We start from the raw sequence: 21,211 nt of genomic DNA on the forward strand, positions 1-21,211 counted from the left end.
GATATGCTTTGGCGTGTAACTGAATTAAATTAAAAATAAAAAGGAATAAATATGAAATTTAATAAATATATAATCATTTTGATGGCGGTCTTACTTGCTTCTTGTAGTTCGTTTGTGAGTAACAATACAGGTAAAAATACGCAATCTAGTAGCTTAATGGACTTCTTATATCCTGATCAACAAAGCCGCTCTACCTATAAACCTGAAATACCTGTTTTAAAACTCCCTGTTACCGTCGGAATTGCATTTGTACCTTCTAAAAACTGGCAGCCAGACGGGTTAGAGACCCAAAACCAAGTCGAACTGCTCGAAAAAGTAAAAAAGTCATTTTTACAATATGATTATATTGACCGCATTGAAGTTATACCAAGCACCTATTTAAAGGGTGGTGAAGGTTTTGCAACACTCGAGCAAGTCGGGAGGCTTTACGATGTAGATGTAATGGCACTGGTTTCTTATGATCAAGTTACACAATCTTATGAAAATAATGCCGCCTTACTTTATTGGACGATAGTGGGTATGTACGTTATTCCGGGGAATGAAAATACAATTCAAACCTTTGTTGATACGGCCGTTTTTGACATTAAAAGTAGAAAAATGCTGTTTAGAGCGCCTGGTATAAGCAAGCTTGAAAAAAGAACAACCGCAATAGGTATTGATGAAACGTTATCTGAAAAGTCGGCAGAAGGTTTTAATCTCGCTGTTACAGATATGACCGCTAATTTAGATGCAGAGCTAGCAAGGTTTAAAACACGTGTTAAAGAAGAGAAAATAGCAAAAGTCGAAAATAAAGATGGCTCTAGCAGCGGTGGCTCTTTGAGTATTTATTTGCTCGTTTTGTTGTCGTTATTAGTTATGCGTAGCAAAAAAGTTTAAAGCAAAAATAACTAAGCACTTTTTAATAATGCCACCTACTTTGAGCAGGTGGCATTATTTTTTATTCGCTAACTTAGCTTAACTTTTTATCAAAAAACTCAATAGTACGCTGCCATGCAAGCTCAGCATTGTCTTTATCATAACGACCTGTAGAGTCGTTATGAAAACCATGATTTGCCCCTTTATACATATGCATAGTGTATTCAACGTTATTGGCTTTTAAGTCTTGCTCGTACTGTGGCCAAGACGCGTTTACACGTTTATCTAGCTCGCCCAATTGAATCATTAATGGTGCTTTAATATTTTTACGTAAACTTTCGCTGGCTGGAGTGCCGTAAAAAGGCACGCCGGCGCTGAGTAAGTTGCTATCTACTGCGGCTAAGTAATTAACAATGTAGCCACCAAAGCAAAAACCAACAGCGCCTAATTTACCGTTACTGTTAGCATGCGATTTTAAAAAATGTGCAGCGGCAACAAAATCGTTTTGAATTTTAGCGCGATCCATTGTTTTTTGCATAGCACGACCCTCATCGTCGTTACCAGGATAGCCACCTAGTGGAAACAACGCATCGGGTGCAAACGCAATAAAGCCGACTTTAGCTAAGCGCCTTGCTACATCTTTTACGTACGGGTTTAATCCACGGTTTTCGTGTACCACTAGCACAACAGGGAGCTTACCTTCTATATTTTTAGGGGTTACTAAGTAACCTTTGCCTTTACCATATCCGTCTGGCGAATCGAATTCTTCGTACGTTGCCGTAATATCGTCATCATTAAACGAGACTTGCTCAGCAAACGCGTAATTAGGTAATAGCGCTGATGTAAGTACAGCCATCGAAAAACCAAGTGCAGCTAAACCACCGAGTTTTTTCATAAACGTACGGCGGTCCATTAAACCGTGTGCGTATTCGTCATACCAATCAAAGGCTTCTTGCGGGATGTGATTTGATTGTGAGGTATTCATGGCTGCTCCTTAATTTTATTATGTTTATTTATTATTTAAATACCATAACGTATTCGAAATGAAAAACGAGCAATATTTCTTTCAATTATTAGGACTGTTGCCAAAGTTATCCATCAAGCAAGGCAAGGAGCACATTTCTTTGTTGTGTGGATATTAAAGAAACCATTTCAAGGTGATTTAAATCTTTTACCTCATAAATGCTCACTTTTGGATTATTAAGAGTAAGCAACCTATTATATGGACTCACTTTGTCTGCATTACTTGAAAAGATGTAAGTTTGCCTTGCATGAGGGGTCTTATTTAGATTACTTAATATGTCGAGTTTATTAAGAGGTACTTTACTTTTTTCAATTACCTTAGCCGCGACTTCGTTTATATAATCATCACCTAACAGTTTGCTATAAACAGGGTATGATAACTTAGCAATTGTTCTTAGTGCGGCTTCAAAATTAATCATTGGAGCAAAAAGTATATGCTTATTAATATTGAGTTTGGTTGTGAGGTCGATGCTTGCAACTGCACCCATTGAGTAACTAAGCAATGAAATGTCGGTGTATTGGTGTTCATTTATATATTTTACTAATAAATCAAGGGAGTTTAAGCCATACTTAAATTCATCGTATTGATTACTTGCAGGCATCACTATTACATTCTTTCCAGTGATATGGCTAAGCCATCGGGCTTGCATGGTATAAACCAAACTATTTACGCCATATCCCGGAAAAATAATTAAAAGCCCATCGTTTGACTTACTCGGTAAGTTATCAGCATTGAGTTGATATTCAAAAGTATCGTCTTCAGTGCTTCCTCTACTAATTAAAGTTAATGTTAACGTATTGCCACTTAGTAGATAATTATCAATATCCTTAGGTGAAATAACCCTAAAATCAAGACAATCTATTTCGCTGCTACAGTAATGGGTTTGTGCTCCAGATAAAGCGATAGAGCTCTCAAATTCTTTAGGGAGAACTTTCCCCGGAGGCTTAGTTATTTGATAAGCAATATAGCTCTGGCAACCACTTAAAAAAATAACTAAAGAAATAATCAGTATGTATAAGCGCATTAAAGTCCCTTTAATTTTCAGCTAAAATTTTTATTGATTAATTAATGCCTGATATCCCTTCATCTACGCCGATTAAAAAGTCGAGCCCTACAAACGCAAACGATATTGCAACGGCGCCTAATAGCATTAAGTTGCGGTTATTCTTTTTGTAGCCAATTGTGGTTAGTACAGCAAATACGATAAATAAAATAAGTTGAAGTGTGCCCATCATTATTCCTTTTGAGGGTTATATTTATAGAGTCAAAATATCAGTAAGATAAAGACTTGGCAAATAGGTGAATATCATTTTTAAGATAAAAATAAAAAGCTCGGCATATAGTATGCCGAGCTTTTTTGGTTGGGATGTTACTTAATTTAGCTATTAGTAGGCGCTGGTTGGGCATCTAATAGTGGTGGCTTGCCACGCATTTTACGTACTAATCGTTTAGCATCTTCTAGTGCAACATACTGGCACGGTATAAGTATCAGTGTAATTACTGTGGCAAATAACACACCAAAAGCAAGTGATACAGCCATCGGGATAACAATTTTAGCTTGTAAACTCGTTTCAAAAATAATTGGCATTACACCAATAAAGGTAGTGATTGAGGTGAGTAATATTGCTCTAAAGCGACGAGCACCGGCTTGCATTACAGCATCCTTAATCGAAACACCTTCAGCGCGGGCTTTGTTTACAAAATCAACCATAACGAGGGAATCATTTACGACCACACCCGCTACAGCAATAATGCCAAACATCGATAAGCTACTCATGGTCATACCTAAAATCATATGGCCAAACATAGCGCCCACTACACCAAACGGAATAACCGACATTATAATAAGTGGCTGCGAGTAAGAGCGAAGTGGAATCGCTAATAAAGCAAATATAATCATCATTGATATACCAAAGTCACGAAGCTGTTCTGAAGCGCTATCCATCTCTTCTTGAATGCGCCCAGCTACATCACTTGTAACGCCAGGGTAGCTTTTAAGTAATGTTGGTAAGTATTCATCACGAATTTCTTCTGCAATTGCAAATGGTTCGGCTTGGTCGGTATTTACCGCAGCCCATACGTTTACAGTACGTTTAGAGTTTTCGCGGCGAATACGGTTTACACCGTCAACCAGCTTAACTTCGGCTACTTCACTTAGCGGTACTTCAGCGCCAGTAGGCGTGATAATACGCACACTTGCTATGTCACTAATTGAGTTACGTTCGTCTTCTGGATAGCGGATCATAACTTTAATTTCTTCGCCTTCACGCAATATTCGCTGCGCTTCTAAGCCGTAGTAACTAAAGCTAACTTGCGATGCGACATCAGCAAGCGTTAAACCCATGCTGTAAGCGAGTGGTTTTAAATCAAGTTGCACTTCGTCGGTAGCGCTTTGCATTGAATCGTTTACGTCGCCAACGCCTTCCATTGTTTGTAATTTGGCTTTTAATTTACCAGCCACTTCTTTTAGTTCGTCAGCATTTTTGCCTTCAAGTTTAAAGCTAACGTCGCCATCATCTCGACCGCCATTCATTATACTGTCTTGAATGGTCATGGTTTTAATGCCTGGTAGGGCGGGCATTTGCTCACGCCATAATGCACTTAGGGCAAAGGTGTCGATAGGGCGTAAATCAGGCTCTACCAAAATGGCCATAATATTTGCTTCAGTTCGTCCGCGCAGGCTTACCGATAAATCGCGGATCATCGGTTTACCGTATTGCTCTTGTAATTGCTGATCGACCTTTAACAACACGCTTTCTATTTTACGTGCGGTTTCAAGCGTTGCTTGCTCAGATGAGGCAAGGTTCATCTCTATATCAATACGCGGAAAGTCGTGCGGTATTTTAGGGTTTGGTACAAACTTAACTAAACCACCTGCAAACATACCTGCGCTTACAATAAGCAAACACATAAAGCCAACAATTACGGTATAGCGGTAGTGAATACAGCGGCTAACAAAAGGAAGGTAGTAGTTATTCACAAAGCCTTTTAAACCACTATCAATTACCATACGTAAGCGATGTAATGGATTTTTAGGATTTGGTTTACGCGGATTCATTGCTGCAATATGCGCAGGTAAAATTAGTTTTGATTCAATGAGTGAAAAAATCAAACATAAAATAATAACGCCACCAATTGCCTTAGAAAAAGCAGCGCCAGGGCCAGTTGCGAGTGTTTGTGGTAAAAATGCCGCAATAGTTGTTAGTACACCAAAGGTTGCTGGCATCGCAACACGTTTTACACCGCGTACTACGTTATCAAGTGTGTGGCCGTATTTTTCTATTTCGGCACTGGCTGACTCGCCCACAACAATGGCGTCATCAACAACAATTCCGAGCACAAGTATAAAGGCAAAAAGAGAGGCTAAATTAATTGTTACGTCTAAAAAGCCAATGGGCATAAACAAAAAGGCGCCAAGAAAAGACACCGGTAAACCCATCATTACCCAAAATGCTAAGCGTAGTGGTAAAAATAGTGCCAGCACTATCATTACTAACAAGCCACCCCAAATCATGTTATCGACCATCATATCGAGTCGACCTTCAAGGTAGTAAGTTAAATCAACAATAGGAGATAGCTTAACACCTGCAGGTAAAAGTGGCTCTTTAGCCGCCATGTAGCTTTTAAGGACTTTTGCTACATCGGTAATATCTTGATCTTTTGATGCATTAACTTCAAACGAGAGTGAGTTTTTACCATTATATTTAGAATACTGTAGGCCTTCTTCAAAGCCGTCGTTAATGGTTGCTACATCGCCTAAATAAATTTGTGCGCCATCAGCAAGGGTAATAAGGGGGAGTTTTTCAAACTCAAAACCACGGTAGGCTTGTTTTTCAACACGCATCGAAATATAACCGTTTTCAGATCGTATTTGCCCCGCCGACATATTTGCCGAAAAATTTTGCACCGCACCTGCAATATCTCTAAATGTTAAGCCATATTCGCGCAGTTTATCTGGGCTTACTTCTATACCAATTTCGTACTCTAAACCGCCGTTAAAATTAACCAGGTTAACGTGAGGCAGCGCTTGTAACTCATCTTTTATATCGTTGCCAAGCTCTTTTAACTGGTAGTTACTCATGTCGCCATAAAGCGCGAGTATCATTACCTCTTGCTCAAACTTATCGCGGCGAACAACAGGGCGCTCCATTCCCGCAGGAAAGGTGTTTATTGAATCAACTTGTACTTTAATTTCATCAAGTACTTCTTGTGGATTGTATTGTTCTTCTATTTCAATCCACGCTTGTGAAAAACCACGATTAGAGTAGGTAATTAGGCGTTTAATGCCTTCAAGACCTTCAAGGTTTTCTTCAACTTTAATCGTAATTCCTTCTTCAACCTCTTGCGGGGCAGCCCCAGGATAAACTGCTTGTACGCTTATCCAGTTGCTTTCAAATTGTGGGAACATTTGTTTGCGAATGGTCATCGCCATTAAAAGACCGCCCACTAATATAAATATCATTAGCAGGTTGGCAGCAACGGGATTGCGGGCAAACCATGCTATTAACCCTGTTTCACGAGTGTTCATGGCTATTCCTCTTTCAGCGCAAGTTGAGTAATGTCAGTTTTATTAGGCGCAATATCTTCAATTTTTACTGCCATACCTTCAGTTGGATACTCAAGCGCTGAGGTAATAATTTGCTCGCCGTTTTTTAAGCCTTGGCTGGCTATAATCATACCGTTTTGTTCGCGTATAATATTGAGAGTTTTAAACGATAATGTTAAATCGTCATTTAAAATTACAATTTTATTATCTTTAACTAAGTGGTGCGCAACAATAATTGCGTTATCAAGCGGGCGACCTTCAATGGTAGCATTAATGTACGAACCAAAACGAAGAGGGCGCGTTTTATCGCCGTAAGGTGTTGCCAGTTGTGCTACCAAATAGCTCATGCGGCTTGTTTGATCAACCACACCTTCGGTGCGAATTACTTTGGCTTGCCACATTGTTTGCTTACCCGCGTATTCTGCGTTAAATGTAACATTTGAGCCTACGCCGCCATTTTTTAAATATTGCAGTTCTTGGTCGGCAACGGGTAAACGTACCTCTGCAACTGAGGTTGCACTCAATGCACCAAAACTATTACCTGGGTTTACTACTGAACCCAAGCTAATTGTGCGTTCATTAATAATGGCATCGTATGGGGCTTTAATATAAGTACGTTCAAGATTGCGGCTAGCACGTTTAACACTTGCTTGAGCAGAGCGGTAACGCGCTAGTTTTTCGGCCAGTTGTGGTTTACGTAAATAAAGTTCTGAGGCAATAGCTTCGCTTGAGTCCGATTTAATACGCTCCCATTCAGCTTTTGCTACATGTGCTTGTGCGCGTTCTATTTCAAGTGCTGAGCTTGCTTGTGCTAAACCTGCTTGCGCTTCAATAAAGTCTGCCTCGTAATCATTTGCATCAATTCGTGCTAAAATATCGCCTTGCTTTACAAACGCGCCTTCAACAAATTGATCTGATACTGAAATAACTTGCCCACTAACTTGTGCTATCAGCTCGGTACGGTCCTTTGGTTTAACAATGCCGTACGATTTAACATCGAGCGTTATAGAATCTAAAAGTATGCTTTGTGTTGCAACTAAAGGGCGTAAATCTTGCTCTGGCTTTTCTTCGGGTGGTTTTTTCATTGCCATAAAGGCGAAAGCTAAAGCAATACCGCCTGCTAAAACAGCAATTGGGAGTATTATTTGTTTTGTAGTAGCCACAAGGCATTCCTTCATAATTGGTGGTGACAGAGCAATAATACGCAATAAAGTGTTTACAAGGCGTTTTAAGATGTAACAAAGCATTACATATGTACATTACAACTCAACATGCGGCTAATTACGTTCCTAAAAAGGGATTAAAGTAAGTGTGTTTTATTCAGAGGATATTATGAAAACCGAATCGATGAGTTGCAGGCTAGGCTGCGGCGCATGTTGTATCGCGCCAAGTATTAGTTCGCCTATTCCAGGTATGCCAAATGGTAAAAAGGCCGGAGAGCGCTGTATTCAGCTGGACGAACGTAATTTATGTAAGTTATTTGGTGATTCAAGCCGACCTAAAGTATGCAGTGATTTTAGCGCCACGCTTGATGTGTGCGGGTCAACAAATGCACAAGCTTTAGCACTTATTACAGAGCTTGAAGAGCTAACTTAATCCTCGTTTTTAATACACATCTATTTACAATATATTATTAATAAAAATCTTCACAAGGTTATTAAAAGCAGTCGTTAATTTATTTAATGGCGAAATATTAGACATATTTAATTTTGTTGCTAATATAGGAAATTGTAAGATACTTTTTATAAATCTCATTTATAGGTGATTTCGTTCAATCTTAATTTTTAAAAGGAAAGAAAAATGAAAAATTTAATTACAGCATTTACATTAGGTGTGACTTTATTAGGTTGTTCAAACTTACCCATTAAAACCGATATTAAAGAAGACCATTTTAGACTCGAAAACTTTAAAAGAGAGCAGGGAGTAGATCTAGAATATGTCCACTTGATGTGCTTTAACAAAAAACCTACACAATGGGCTGAACCAAAGCAGTATATCAGTGGTGAGCATGATTTATGGGTAAAGGCGAGTGTTTCAAACCCTGATGTTTTAAATAGTCAAAAAGAAGCTTTTGTTAATTTTAACGTTAATTTAGATTCTGATAAAAGCTACATGCTAAATAGAAAAAGGGAAGGGGATAAAATATCAATCTGGATACAAGAAGTTGAAACCGGTACGGTTGTTTCGCAGGTTCTTACAGATGAGCTTAGTCGCCCTTTACAAATTGATAATGAACTAAGAAAAAGACAATGTCGTTCTGGTTCAATATAAGCTGAGTAATCAAAGCTCTTAATATTTAGTATGCCGTTTATTTTTTGCTAAATATTTATTCAAAGACCTGTTTTAAATAAGCAGGTCTTTGAATGTGATAGCTCAATTCTACCAACTATACGTTGCGCTTAACGTATATTGCTCACCTCGCCCTGGTGTACCAGGTATCTCTTCAAACGATTCACCCCATAAGTTATCTGCTGCTAAAGTAATAAATAAGTTTTTTAGCATTGGCGGCGTAATTTTTAACGTTAAATGAGTAAATAAAGCATCGTCGTCACTACCGCGCAGCGCATTTTCGTGCTGTTTGCGCCACTCGTTATCTATTCTAAACTGCAATATATCAGTAGGATTCCAAACTGCGCCGAGTGTTAGGCGGTGATCAGGAAAGTTTAATGCGTAAAAACTAGCATCAATATCTGCCGCACCGTAATTTTCTGATTTATGAAGGTAGGTGTAACTCGCTACAATTTCGGTTGTTTCAAAGTGTTTAGTTGCTAAGAACTCAATGCCCGTCGTATTTATATCTACAGGGTTTGCAAAGCGCGCAGAGCTTGAATCAAAATTAAACGTCCAATCGGTTAAGTTGTCATCTTTGCGATAAAAAATAGCCGAATTAAGTTGCCAAGTTTGCTCATCAACTAATAAACCCAGCTCTAGGCTTTTAGTCGTTTCGCGCTCAAGGGTGTAATTACTTCTAAATAACCCGCCTGAATCACTTCCGCCAATGGCGGTATAGCCTGCCACTTGGCTTGCCTCTGCGTACGATAAATAAAACGTGCGCTCAAAACCTTTGCTGTTTTGTGTATTAAGCGTTATATCACCAATAAGTGACAGTTCAGAGTCGTCTCTGTTTGTATCGTCAAACGCAGCACCTAAACGAAATGTAAGTTGTTTATTATCCTCAAGCGCCATTTTGTATTCAGGCAATACGCTTAATTTATAATACTTACGTGAGGTAAAGTTGTTTTCAAGCGTGGTAGATTCAATTGAGTCGTCAATAAACTGTGCTGAATAATTTATAGCAAATACATCGCTTTGAGCATGATGCCCCGATAGCGCTAACGACTTAACTTCACTTTTGTGAAACGCTTCAAAAGCGCTTGGATTTTCGCGAGAGTAAATATAATGATCGTCGTGTGTGCGGTAATAAGCCGACACTTCAAAGTTACTATCCTGCGCATAACTTTGCTTATGGTTTAGCATTAATAAGCGGGTTTCTAGCTCTTCTGTTTCGTTAACGCCAAATGGAGTGTACAAATTTGGCCAACCAAAAAACTTATCTTGTGAGCCAAAAAACAAATCTGTTTGAGAATCAGCGCCAGCTAATTGAACGCGACCCGATGCACGCGTAAAGTCGTGATCGCCGTTATCAATTGTGCCATCGCTTTGTGAGTGAGAAATCTCGCCTTCAAAACCAAGCTTCCAATCCTTTGCGCCTTCAAGGGGCATACTTACACCTGCATGTAAGCTTTGTAAGTTAAAATCGTTTGTGCCAGTACCTACCGATACACTGCCGCCCGTGCTAATTGGTTTCCAGCCAAATGATACAGTGCCTACAGAGCTATTAGCACCATTAAGCGCATTGTCTGCGCCTGTTAAAATATAAGGGCCGGTAAGCATTTGCGGTGCAATAGGAATTTCAGCAAAGTAATGGCCAGATTGTGGGTCAAGTAAAGTAGCACTGCCAACCCTAAAGCCGGTATTTTCAAAAATACCACCACGTATAGTTACATCGGCTTGCGCTTCAGCCATATTACGTGATTGCAAATCAACACGTGGGTCATACTCTAAATTAGATACTGGAGAGTCAAATGTACCTACAGGTAATGTGTTTGCAGTGGGCGATGCCTCAACCGTTATTTTTTCGATTGCCGGTAATGTTTCAGTTTTATCAGTTACAGCTTCGCCGTAGGCAAAACTGCTCGCGCTGCATAGCAGTGCTGGGAGTATAAAGTGCGGTGACCATTTCATGTTGTGTGTCTCATTTTTTTATATGCAATTACGGTAACAATTAAATTCAGAACACACTTTTAAGGCGTGATAAAATAATTCAATTAAACAACTGCGATTTTGGCGCGATTGTACATTAATTCATTAAAAACTGCATTTGATTATCATTTGCAACGTTAATGCATCTAACAAATTTGGTCACATTTATTATGAATATAAAACAGCAAGATACTATTTACTTTGCAGGTGGCTGCCTGTGGGGCGTGCAAGAGTTTTTAAAGCACTTACCTGGTGTAATAAGTACTGAAGCAGGGCGGGCTAATGGAAAAAACAATAATACACAAGGTGAATACGACGGTTATGCTGAGTGTGTAAAAGTAATATTTAGTACAAAAGCGGTTAGCTTAAACGAGCTGTTTGGCTTCTTTTTTGAGATTATTGATCCGTATAGCGTTAACAAACAAGGGGATGACGTAGGCCCTAAATATCGCACTGCCATTTATAGCAAAAGCCAAGATCATTTAAAGGTCGCTAGCAATTATATAAGCCAGCGAAATGATGCTGATAAAATTGTGGTAGGGGTAGAGCTGCTAACTAACTACGTGCCAAGCGATCCTGAGCATCAAGACCGCTTAACTAATCATCCTGATGACTATTGCCACATACCGCTTGAGTTACTGCATAAGTATAAATCGTAACTTTAACGCGGTGTTTTTGTAGACGTGCAGCTTGCTGACGTGACGAGCGTAGCTCGTAATTACTTTATTTTAAAAGTTCCAAAAATACACACCCACAAAAAAGCTCACGTACTGTGAGCTCTTTTAAAACTTAATTATAGCTAATTTTAACTTACTGCTGCTTTTGCGGCGGGAAGTTACTTAAAATTTCGCTCACTGTTTTATTAATTGATGTTTCACGTTGTTCTGGCGATTGGTTTTTCTTTAATCGACCTTCTTTCGCGCCGCGCCATACTAGCTGGTTAGATTCGCGGTCTACAATATCAATAATTAACGTACCAACTTCGTATTCACGCGCAGTTGTATCGCGTTGAAAACCAGTACCCCAATAACCCCAATGCGGGCGGTAGTTTATATTGAAGTTGTCTACTTCAAGCTCTTTGTCTACCGATGCATGATAGTTAACAAGTACATCAGCTTGCGCTGCATCAACTAAGCTCATACCTAATGTTTGGCTCAGCTCTGCGTTAACGGCAGTGCGAACACGCTTTTCCATCAGGCCATTAATTTGATAGTTATTTGTGTCTTTAGTTAGGCTGGCGTTTTCTACCCAAGCAAATGTTTTAAAATTACTAAAGTTAGCTGATTTATCGTAATCCCAATCTGGGGTTTGTGTACAGGCTGTAAGAAGTGCTAGCGCTGCAACAATAAGTATATTTTTCATTACGTTTGCTCCAATAAAATGCATTAATTTAAAATAACACACATAGTTTAAATGTGTATTATTTAAACGTCCTAAATATTAGTCTAATTGTCAGGGCGTGTTGACCTTTCGTGGTTGAATTTGCAGCAGTATGTTTGGTATTTGGGCAAGGCAGAGCCTATGTAGTGTGGTTATTCCCCATAAATAGGTGATAACGCAGCATAAATGCCAAACATGCGCTGCCCGAAGGGTTCTGCCTAAGGGCAATTAACTCTTTGTTGCTCGGTTTTTACTTAGCCCACTAGGTTACAAACCTCACGCCGCGATTAAATTGCCCCTAAATTGAACAAATTTCAATCCACAAAGGTCAACACGCCCTAAGGCTGAACGACTAATTAACCTCTGTTAATTAGTCATCAGTAAAAGTTTAATGTTCAACTTCAATCCAATCTTTTTCATCTACCCAGTTTTGTGCACCGTCTTTTACCGAGCGAATAGGCACAATGTAGTCACAACTTATTTGTGGCTTAACTGAAGCAAATATAGGCACAAAACCAAAGCTTAGTGCGGTTTCTATGATTGCTTTTTGATTTTGTGGGTCAATGTCGGCCGCTTCATCTATGTAAATAGGTATACGGTATAGGTTTTGTTCCTGGTCACTTAATAAGTAACGAATAAACAACATGCCACACAATAACTTAATCGTAATACGTGTGCCGTTTGAACCCGCCGAATCTATTTTTTCAAAGTGTTCTGTTTCACCTGCGCGGTTAACCACTTCAAATCGAATATCAAATAAATCGGTAAGCGTTAAACCCGCTTTATCTGAGGCGAGTTTAATTAAGTGATCTTTCGCTTCGTTTACCGCACTTTCGCTGTACGGTTCTTGGCTCAGTAAATCAAGTGTGTCACCTTGCTCAAACTGATGCGACGTGCTGATAATGGTATCTATACTATCAACCAGCATTTTGCGCGGTATGACGTTAATTTTAAACGCTTGCAGATTTGAAATACGGTGCTGGCTTATGCCTTTATTAAAGCTGTTCATTTCGCGGCGAAGTCGGTCTAAATCTTCTCGCAAGCCTTTAATGGTCGCAGCCACTTCGGTAAGCGCAACGCGTGCTTGGCGTTCAACCGCATCGCGTTCGTTATCAATATTATGAAAGGCGCTTATTAGCTTTTGGTACTTAGTATATTCGTCGTTTTCGTTGTCGAATTTAGTAATACCCGCGTTATATACATGCAAATAGGTGTTGCGCACGTTTATGTCAAAATTACGCAGCTCTTGGCAGTCTTTATTAAAATGATGAACAAGATCGCTTAAGTTATCAAAGTCGACTGTAATATCAATCATGTATGGAGTTACTTTACCGCTGTATAAATCAAGCGTGTGATCAATTCGCTCGCTCTTAACTTGGCGTAAGCGCTCAGTTTGGCGATTAATTTGCTCTTGTTTCGATTTAATTAACGAGCGGCGATCGGCAATTGAGCCACTATTTTTTTGAATATCTTGCAGGTAGTCGTCAACTTGTTCGCGCTCAGCTAATAACTGCTCTTTTAGCATGGCTTGCGCTTCAACCGACTGCTGCATTATATCAAACTGTTCTAAGCGTTTTAGGGCGCTCTCTGCGCTCATAAGCTCATCGTATAGCGCGTCTTTTTCTTTTTGCTTGTCGGCAACGTTTGCTGCAACATCGCGCTGTTGCTTAAACTCTTTAAGTGAATGCTCAAGTGCACTGAGCTGAGCGGTTAATTGCTCTTTGTTTTCGCCGCTTTGCATTTGCACAGGCGAGAGCTTTTTAAGCTTAATGCTCGCACCTGGCAGAGTTAGTACACCGCCTTTAACGTTTTCGCTAAGTAGCGATAAAAATTCACCAAACGCATCTTCGTCATCAATGGTTATATCGCCATTAGTGGTGGTCGCAAATGAGAGAATATCAGGGTTTAAAATCCGCGATATTTCTTCTACTTCTTTTAACGAGAGATCTTCGCGCATACGGGTAAACAAATTAAACTCAAGGTTTTTAAGTTGCAGCTTTAAGCTCTTAATTTGTTTTTGTGTTTCGCTAATGCGGTAGTCAAGCGTGTGTAGGCTTTGCCCTTGTGCGCTGGTTATAGAGTGCGAAAGCGACTCGTAATCTTGCTTTAACTGAGTCAGGCTGGTTTTAAGGGTGGCTTTATTTACCAGTTCAAATTCGCTTTTAAGCGCATCGTAATCTAAAAACCACTGCTCAATTTGTGTTTGTCTGCGCTCTATGTCGCGCGATTGCTGTACGTATAGGCTTTGCTTTTGCTCAAACTCGTGTTTTTCGTGCTCTATATCTTCAAGCGCTATACCCAGCTCATTAAGTTGCGACTCTTGATAGGTATCAAAATCAATCAGTGCTTGGTCAATTTTAGGTGCATACGCCGCTAATTTACCTTTAAGCACGGTTTGGTTTTCAAGCATTGATTCAAGCGCGGCTATTGGCTCTTGCATTGACTCAAGGGCTTTTAGTTCGCGTTTTGAGCGATTTACTTTATCAAACGAGCGGCGCCATACTTCATAAAAGTCGACCTTAGAGTTCGACATATGGCGTTCAAACACGCGTAGCATAAAGCGTTTTACGTCGCTTGCGCCTAATTTGTGTAAGTTAAGAATACGTCTAAATATTTCTTTATAAATAGAAGAGTCTTGCACATTATTAAGCGGGATCATTTTTAGGTTTATGTCGCCGTCAAAAGGCGTTGCGCCGCCAGTCAATAGCGCGTTGAGCTCTTGTGCTTTAAGCTCAATAGGATTGTAATTAAGCGATTTTAAATGGTTGAACAGCTTGGTAAATTTAATAATAGTTTTACCTTGCGTGTACTGCTCTAAATCAAGCTTTCCTTGATAACAAAAGTACTGATGCGCGTAACCGGCAATTTTACCAAGTCCCGCAACGCCTATTACTACCGAGCCATGAGGCAAGTTAGCTTCTAGTAAAATGTACGACTGATCGGATGAAAAATAAAACTTTCGGGTTTCATCTAAATCGTGTCCGTCCCATTCTGTTAAGCGTAAATCGTTAATAAGTGGAAACTGCAGGGCGTTAATAACCGAGCTTTTACCTGTGTTATTTGGCGCGCAAATAGAGCTGCTTTTATCAAGCGGGATCACACATTTTGCATAGCCTGCGGTGTTAAGTAGGGCGAGTTTACTTAGTCCGTATAGATTTTTCATTCCTCGTCCTCTGTAATATAGGTTTCTTCGTTTACTTCCATGAGTGCATCTATGTAGCGGTGAATTGGCGCTTGTAGCATAAAGCCGCCTTCTACTTCACGGGCTAAACCTAAGCGCACCATGCGCAGGTATACGTCTTTACGCAGGTCCGATCCCGAAAATATCTCAAGCTGATCAAACAAATGTTTGTTAATTTGCACCAGCGTTTGCATAAGTTCTAAATCGTTTACGTCGTCAAACAATGCGCGCATTGGGTCTTTACCCGTATTGGCGTAGTGTTCAATTAAAATGTAAATAGTGAGCGCGATAGCGCGAGATATCTTGCCCATATTTGGTGTGCTTTCGTCGCTACCAAAATAATAAAATCCACGGCTGTCGCGTTTTAAATCGTTACCTAGGGCTGTAAATAGGGCGGTGTAGTCTTCTATGTGTTGGTCAAGCTCTTGCCACATTACGTTGTCTTGCTCGCAAATGTGATAACCCGCTACTAATTTTTTATTAATGGTTTGTAGATGGGTTAGCTCGTCTAAGTTTATGTGTGTCATGGTTTATTTACCTGCCTTTGAATCTGGCTGAGGCTCTGAATTAAATGGATATAAAGAAAAGTGCTGACCGGCAATTTTTACGCGGGCTTTTTCATCGCTTTGAATTATTTTAATATCGCTGTCGCTGACTAATTTTTGATACAAAAATAGCATTTCGTCGGCATCGAGATTTGGGTAGCTTTCGTCTAAAAATTGCAGCAAGGGCTGCGGTTTTTTGCGTTTTTTATTAAAGCGCTTAGCAAAGCTGGTTTTAACATCGTTGTAGTCAGGAATATTAGGCGTAACAAATGCAGGCACGTCTTGCTGGTCAGGCAATTGGTATTCTTCGTGTTCAAATTCAACCAAGCTTGCCATGTAAGCCACAATATGGCGTTGCTGACCAAGCGAATATCGCTGTGCGTCGCTTACAAAATGTGGCTGCACAGCACTTAGCATGTTGTCTACGCCATTTTTACGCACAAGCCCAAGTACTTTGGCTGCTTGGCGAGTAATTAAGTTATTACGGCGTAACTCTTCGCGCAGCGGCATAAGCATATCGGCACTTTTACGTAAGCTTTCTCGGCCCACTAAATGCATTTCTAATATGCGTGTACGTAATTGCTCCAGCATGCGTTTGTCGTTGTAGGCTTTACCTGAGCGCTCAATGTGCAGTATTTGTTTACTTATTTGCTCTTCAATGAGGGTAAAACATGCATGAAACTCACCACGAATATCAACCATTTCAAGCATTGGCTCTATGTATTCGTCAAAGGCTTCTATTACCGCTTTATAACGCTTTTGCAGCGATTGCACCGCATTATTAGATTTAGCTTGTTCAACAATATTTAAAATGGCGTTTTCGTTGTGCGCATAGAGCTTCATTATTTTACGCACCCGATCATCCATAATACGGCTATAGCGGCGTAAATCGTCAAAGTCTTCTATTTCGCCAGCGTTATCTAGGCGATTACCTAAACGTGCAAGGTCGTCGACTAATACGCTAATTTCTTGCGCTAAGCCTAAATGTTCTTCTTGCAGTAAAAACGTAGCAAAGTCGGCAATAGCACGATTTATTTCAAGCTGCGATGATTTAGCCAGTGGAATTAAAATATCTTGGTTTAACAAACGATTTGTTTCTTTATAAATACGCTCGTTTGACCAAGTAGGCTGTTTTTGTTTAATGGCGTTTTGTACGTCTTTCAGGCTAAAGTCAGCCATTTTAAAACGTTTAAATAATAGCTCTAGTACACCCCAATGTTCAGTTATGGTGTTTAGTAGCTTTTTAGCTGGGATCATAAGAGGTTACAACATCCTAGTATTTTATTATTGAGTTCTTTTAGAAGACTCATTATTACGTATTTTTAATTAACCTTGTCTGTATATAGTATTCGTTTTTAAGACCATTTAATAATAGTTTTTGCATAGAGGCAGTGCTAAAATTCGCGCCGAAAATAGGCACATGAAATGGAATGTTATTTGTGTGTTCTTTAAAACTATATCAAAGGTTGTTTAACTACCATGGTTTCCTCGATTATTCTAACCCTGATAGCGATTGCATTTTTACTGATCGTTATAGAAGATATAATCCATGTTAATAAAGCTAAAACCACGCTGTTTTTTGGTACGCTTTGCTGGATTCTTCTTTTTATATACCCTCTACACGGGCAAAGCCCCGATACGATTCAACACCTTTTAAATGAAAATATTTTAGAAATCGCCTCGTTATGGCTATTTTTAATGGCTGCGATGACCTTTGTAGCGTATTTAAATTCAAAGGGGTTTATAGAAAATATTGTGCACCGTGTTATGCCAAAAAGTATTAGCGAAAAAAAGCTCATGTTTTTGGTGGGTGGTTTTGCATTTTTGTTTTCGTCGATTTCAGACAACGTAACAGCTACGCTTATATCGCTCGCGGTTGTTATGTCGTTAAAACTTGAACCTAAAAAGCTCATTAAATACGCCACGCTTATTGTGTTTGGGGTTAACTCAGGTGGGGTATCGCTAATAACAGGTGACGTAACCACACTGATGATATTTTTAGACGGCAAAGTAACCATTGCTCATTTATTACTACTTATAGCGCCAGCTCTTGCAAGCGTTATGTTGCTAGCCGCGTTACTATCTATCGGTATGAAAGGGCGTGTTGAGTTTGCTGGTGCAGGTAAAACCCGCATCGAAAAAACCGACATTACCATTGCTGTTATATTTTTATCTACCGTAGTGAGCACACTTATGCTGAGTGTAGTTTACAGCGTACCGCCTTTACTCACCTTTTTGTTTGGCTTATCAGTGATGTTTTTAGTCGCGCAATTTTTAATGCGCAAAAAAGACATTAACAAAGACATAATCGACTTTGTTCGCGATATAGAATACGACACATTATTGTTTTTTGTAGGTGTACTTTTACTTGTAGGCGCACTTAAAGAAATTGGTATGTTGAGTAAATTTACCGACCTATATACGGTAATGGCACCCGAGTACGCAAACTACTTAATGGGCATATTATCAGCAGGGGTCGATAACGTACCGCTTACTGCTGCTTTATTAAAAGCCGATATAGTAATGAGCCAACAACACTGGTTGTCGTTTACGTATGCAACGGGCGTGGGCGGTTCAATGCTTATCATTGGGTCGGCTGCGGGCATTATTGCCATGAGCAAAGTTAAAGCGCTTACCTTTATGAGCTACTTGCGTTTATCGCTGCATTTATTAATTTGCTACACCGTAGGTTATGCAGGCTCGTATTACATGGGCAGTTTTATTTGATGCATAAATTATTAAATGCTTGACAGCTAGACGTCTAAACGATAACTTTCAAAGCCCCGCTACTTAGTGGGGTTTTGTTTTATTAGCCACTGGTTAATAAAGCATTCAGAAGAGGTGCGATACTTAGGTACTTAATGTTAGGCGACGAATGCCGATGATCATTAAGGAGGGAAGTACTCGCCGAGGAAAATAATGGTACGTCGTCATTGTTTTTCGGTTTATGGGGCTGAATCCTCAAAACTGTCACCAATATAGGTGGAGAGCTTCTGGCAGTGGACTTATCTTCAAGCATTCCTTTGCCAAGTTCTTCTTGTTTTATTGCGATTTGGATATCGCGAAAGGAGACTAAATGACTACCCAATCAGCGCCACAAACAGTGCCTCAAACAGAGTTAAGCGCAAAATCAGATTACATCGTTGCCAAATTTGGCGGAACAAGTGTTGCCAACTTTGAAGCGATGAGTCGCTGTAGCGAAATTATTGTTGCAGATAAAAGCGTACGTATTGTTGCCGTGAGCGCTAGTGCCGGCGTAACTAACCACTTAGTTGCACTGTGCAAACCAAGTATTACCTCAAGTGAGCGCCAAGAGCATATAAACGGCGTGCTTGCTATTCAACACATTATTTTAGATGAGTTATCGCTAGATGCCGATTTAGCGGTTGGCTTTAACGAAACCCTAAAAGCATTTCAAACATTGGCTCAAGAGTCACTAACAACCGATCAGCAACACGACGAGCTACTTAGCTTTGGTGAGCGTTTGTCGTCTTATTTATTTGCTCAGGTGTTGCGTTTACAAGGTTTAAACGCCGATCGCTTTGATGTGCGCAAGGTGCTTAAAACCGACAGCCAATTTGGTAAAGCAACGCCTAATGTTGCAGCCACAGCGCAAGCCGCTAAAGAACATTTAATCCCGTTATTAGACGCTCAAGTAATTGTGACTCAGGGCTTTATTGGCAGTGACGAATACGGTCAAACAACAACGCTTGGACGTGGTGGTTCAGATTACAGCGCTGCACTTTTAGCTGAAGCAATTAACGCTAAAAGCGTGCATATTTGGACCGACGTAGTGGGTATTTTTAGCACCGACCCGCGTTTGTGCGCAAAAGCGACGCCAATTGCACGTTTAAGTTTTGACGAAGCCGCTGAAATGGCGACCTTTGGCGCAAAAGTATTGCACCCAGCGACTATTTTACCAGCAAGCCGGAGCCACATTAACGTGTTTGTTGGTTCTAGCCGAGAGCCAGAGCGTGGTGGTACATGGATTGAGCGCGAAAAATCGCAGCAACCAGGTATACGCGCAGTAACGCAACGTAAAAACCAAATATTGCTTACGCTTAAAAGCCCCGAAATGCTCCTAGCAAGCGGCTTTTTAGCACGCGTATTTACACTATTAAGTGAATACAATATATCGGTAGATTTGGTAACCACATCAGAAATCAGCGTAGCTATAACCCTTGATAACGCGCAAAACGCATCGCGCCCAGAGCTTGATCAAGAATGCCTCGATAAGCTTGCAGAGTTTTGCCATGTGTCGGTAGAAAACAACCTAACATTGGTGGCACTTATTGGCTCTGAGATTCAATTACGCCAACACGAAATGAACTTAATGAGTGTACTAAAAGACTTTAACATTCGACTAATTTGTCACGGTGCTAGTAAGCACAACCTGTGCTTTTTAGTAGAGCAAACTGAGTCAGATAACGTAGTACAGTCTATTCATAGCCGTTTATTAGAAAACGATTTTGCTGCTTAAATAGCGGTTATTCAGGAAAGCGATTTATTAAAGTTACCTAATAAAGTCACTTAACAAAATCACTTAATAAAATCAGTTAATAAAAAGCATCGCCAGTCGATGCTTTTTTTATGCACCACACTTACATCAAAACAAACATTGCTGTCACTGCTATCAGCTACAGTAATGCTATTACTGCAAGCACTCAGCTTTGCACTATGTAATTCGTCAAACACATTGGGGCTAAGTAATTTTGCAATAGGGCGGCTGGTGGCTTTAGCAAGTGACTCTTTTAATGTCCAAATTCTAAAAAATGTATCTGCTTGGGCTTGGGTATTAGTAGGCTCAGTGATAAGTGTAATTTCATCATTATGATAAAAATGCTTAGCGAGCTTTTCAAACGGGCGCTTTAGGCTTACTTTTTCAATATCAAACCCAAACTCACTTTTATCAAAATTTAGCGCGACCCCAACCAAACCATGCGAATGCGAAATACAGGTGTTAATAATATTACCATTTAAATGTATTTGCAGCTTTGAGCTTGCCTCGTCAAATTCGGTACTCATTTTATTAAGGGCTACGTGCGCATGTTGCGGCTGCGTTACTTTAATAAGGTGTTTTAACAATAACCGCGTCGCTAAATACTCTTGCTTAGCTGGCGGGCTTTTGCGGCGGTTTATAATGGTTAACTCAAATGGGCTTAAGCAATCGGGTAAATTAAAGTCACTAAGATCAAGTGTTTTAGCATTAAATAATAAAATACTGTTACTCGCTAAAGACAAATTTGCCAATTGAGTTGAAGTAATACTCAAGGCGTTTTTAAAATAGTGTTCAGTCATAAAAGCCCTAAAGCAAAAGAAGTCGCTGATATTGTGAGCGGTTAACGCCACTAATAAAGGCTGGGTACAATTTTATTACTCAGCTGGCATGAAATATGGTTTAATTCACAACAATCAAA

At 39.9% G+C, this 21,211-nt stretch carries 17 protein-coding genes and 1 riboswitch; of the genes, 6 read left to right on the forward strand and 11 right to left on the reverse strand.

Going from position 1 to position 21,211, the window contains the following annotated elements; genetic code table 11:
- Nucleotides 1-51: 51 nt before the first annotated feature.
- Nucleotides 52-876 carry a rhombotarget lipoprotein gene (gene rhlP, locus I6F54_RS05235; RefSeq protein ID WP_197140101.1) on the forward strand — a complete coding sequence of 275 codons (825 nt, stop codon included), beginning with the start codon at nt 52-54 and terminating at the stop codon, nt 874-876.
- Nucleotides 877-949: 73 nt separating this feature from the next.
- Here rhlP and I6F54_RS05240 read toward each other — a convergent pair whose 3' ends face one another.
- The 5 genes from I6F54_RS05240 to I6F54_RS05260 form a co-directional block, all read right to left on the reverse strand.
- On the reverse strand, nt 950-1,840 hold the full coding sequence (locus I6F54_RS05240; protein WP_197140103.1) for a dienelactone hydrolase family protein: 891 nt from the start codon (nt 1,838-1,840) through the stop codon (nt 950-952).
- Between the two features lie 106 nt (nt 1,841-1,946).
- Nucleotides 1,947-2,903, reverse strand: coding sequence for an alpha/beta hydrolase (locus I6F54_RS05245; protein ID WP_197140105.1), 957 nt, complete (start codon nt 2,901-2,903; stop codon nt 1,947-1,949).
- Nucleotides 2,904-2,940: 37 nt separating this feature from the next.
- Entirely contained in the window at nt 2,941-3,114 is a 174-nt protein-coding gene (locus tag I6F54_RS05250) for a hypothetical protein (protein ID WP_158001028.1), read from the reverse strand.
- Nucleotides 3,115-3,257: 143 nt separating this feature from the next.
- Entirely contained in the window at nt 3,258-6,407 is a 3,150-nt protein-coding gene (locus I6F54_RS05255; protein ID WP_197140107.1) for an efflux RND transporter permease subunit, read from the reverse strand.
- A 2-nt stretch (nt 6,408-6,409) separates the two neighbouring features.
- Nucleotides 6,410-7,588 (reverse strand): efflux RND transporter periplasmic adaptor subunit, encoded by a 1,179-nt coding sequence (locus I6F54_RS05260; RefSeq protein ID WP_197140109.1) that lies wholly within the window; start codon nt 7,586-7,588, stop codon nt 6,410-6,412.
- A gap of 169 nt (nt 7,589-7,757) precedes the next feature.
- Between I6F54_RS05260 and I6F54_RS05265 the strand changes: the two genes are divergently transcribed.
- Nucleotides 7,758-8,021 (forward strand): YkgJ family cysteine cluster protein, encoded by a 264-nt coding sequence (locus I6F54_RS05265; RefSeq protein WP_007581895.1) that lies wholly within the window; start codon nt 7,758-7,760, stop codon nt 8,019-8,021.
- A gap of 204 nt (nt 8,022-8,225) precedes the next feature.
- Nucleotides 8,226-8,696 carry a hypothetical protein gene (locus I6F54_RS05270; protein WP_165728254.1) on the forward strand — a complete coding sequence of 157 codons (471 nt, stop codon included), beginning with the start codon at nt 8,226-8,228 and terminating at the stop codon, nt 8,694-8,696.
- Nucleotides 8,697-8,804: 108 nt separating this feature from the next.
- Here I6F54_RS05270 and I6F54_RS05275 read toward each other — a convergent pair whose 3' ends face one another.
- On the reverse strand, nt 8,805-10,670 hold the full coding sequence (locus I6F54_RS05275) for a TonB-dependent receptor plug domain-containing protein (RefSeq protein ID WP_197140111.1): 1,866 nt from the start codon (nt 10,668-10,670) through the stop codon (nt 8,805-8,807).
- A gap of 188 nt (nt 10,671-10,858) precedes the next feature.
- Here I6F54_RS05275 and I6F54_RS05280 point away from each other — a divergent pair, with 188 nt between their 5' ends.
- Nucleotides 10,859-11,347, forward strand: a complete 489-nt coding sequence (locus I6F54_RS05280; protein WP_165739878.1) for a peptide-methionine (S)-S-oxide reductase — start codon at nt 10,859-10,861, stop codon at nt 11,345-11,347.
- A 151-nt stretch (nt 11,348-11,498) separates the two neighbouring features.
- Here I6F54_RS05280 and I6F54_RS05285 read toward each other — a convergent pair whose 3' ends face one another.
- The 4 genes from I6F54_RS05285 to I6F54_RS05300 all read right to left on the reverse strand — a co-directional run bounded on the left by I6F54_RS05285 (nt 11,499) and on the right by I6F54_RS05300 (nt 17,051).
- On the reverse strand, nt 11,499-12,050 hold the full coding sequence (locus tag I6F54_RS05285) for a DUF4136 domain-containing protein (protein WP_024607557.1): 552 nt from the start codon (nt 12,048-12,050) through the stop codon (nt 11,499-11,501).
- A 406-nt stretch (nt 12,051-12,456) separates the two neighbouring features.
- Nucleotides 12,457-15,231: an ATPase gene (locus I6F54_RS05290; protein WP_197140113.1), complete on the reverse strand. Its 2,775-nt coding sequence runs from the start codon at nt 15,229-15,231 to the stop codon at nt 12,457-12,459.
- A complete protein-coding gene (locus I6F54_RS05295; protein ID WP_165728258.1) occupies nt 15,228-15,776 on the reverse strand; it encodes a condensin complex protein MksE in 549 nt (182 codons plus the stop codon). Before I6F54_RS05295 ends, I6F54_RS05290 begins: the two co-directional genes overlap by 4 nt.
- Before the next feature lie 3 nt (nt 15,777-15,779).
- A complete protein-coding gene (locus tag I6F54_RS05300; protein WP_165728259.1) occupies nt 15,780-17,051 on the reverse strand; it encodes a hypothetical protein in 1,272 nt (423 codons plus the stop codon).
- A 222-nt stretch (nt 17,052-17,273) separates the two neighbouring features.
- Here I6F54_RS05300 and nhaD point away from each other — a divergent pair, with 222 nt between their 5' ends.
- Nucleotides 17,274-18,521: a sodium:proton antiporter NhaD gene (gene nhaD / locus I6F54_RS05305; protein ID WP_007375803.1), complete on the forward strand. Its 1,248-nt coding sequence runs from the start codon at nt 17,274-17,276 to the stop codon at nt 18,519-18,521.
- Between the two features lie 101 nt (nt 18,522-18,622).
- A riboswitch (Lysine riboswitch) is annotated at nt 18,623-18,795 on the forward strand.
- Between the two features lie 75 nt (nt 18,796-18,870).
- On the forward strand, nt 18,871-20,274 hold the full coding sequence (gene lysC / locus I6F54_RS05310; RefSeq protein WP_165728260.1) for a lysine-sensitive aspartokinase 3: 1,404 nt from the start codon (nt 18,871-18,873) through the stop codon (nt 20,272-20,274).
- Nucleotides 20,275-20,333: 59 nt separating this feature from the next.
- Here lysC and I6F54_RS05315 read toward each other — a convergent pair whose 3' ends face one another.
- Entirely contained in the window at nt 20,334-21,092 is a 759-nt protein-coding gene (locus tag I6F54_RS05315; protein WP_165728261.1) for a 4'-phosphopantetheinyl transferase family protein, read from the reverse strand.
- Between the last annotated feature and the right edge of the window lie 119 nt (nt 21,093-21,211).

Origin of the sequence: Pseudoalteromonas sp. SWXJZ10B (assembly GCF_015864475.1) — a bacterium.
Taxonomy (GTDB): domain Bacteria; phylum Pseudomonadota; class Gammaproteobacteria; order Enterobacterales; family Alteromonadaceae; genus Pseudoalteromonas; species Pseudoalteromonas arctica.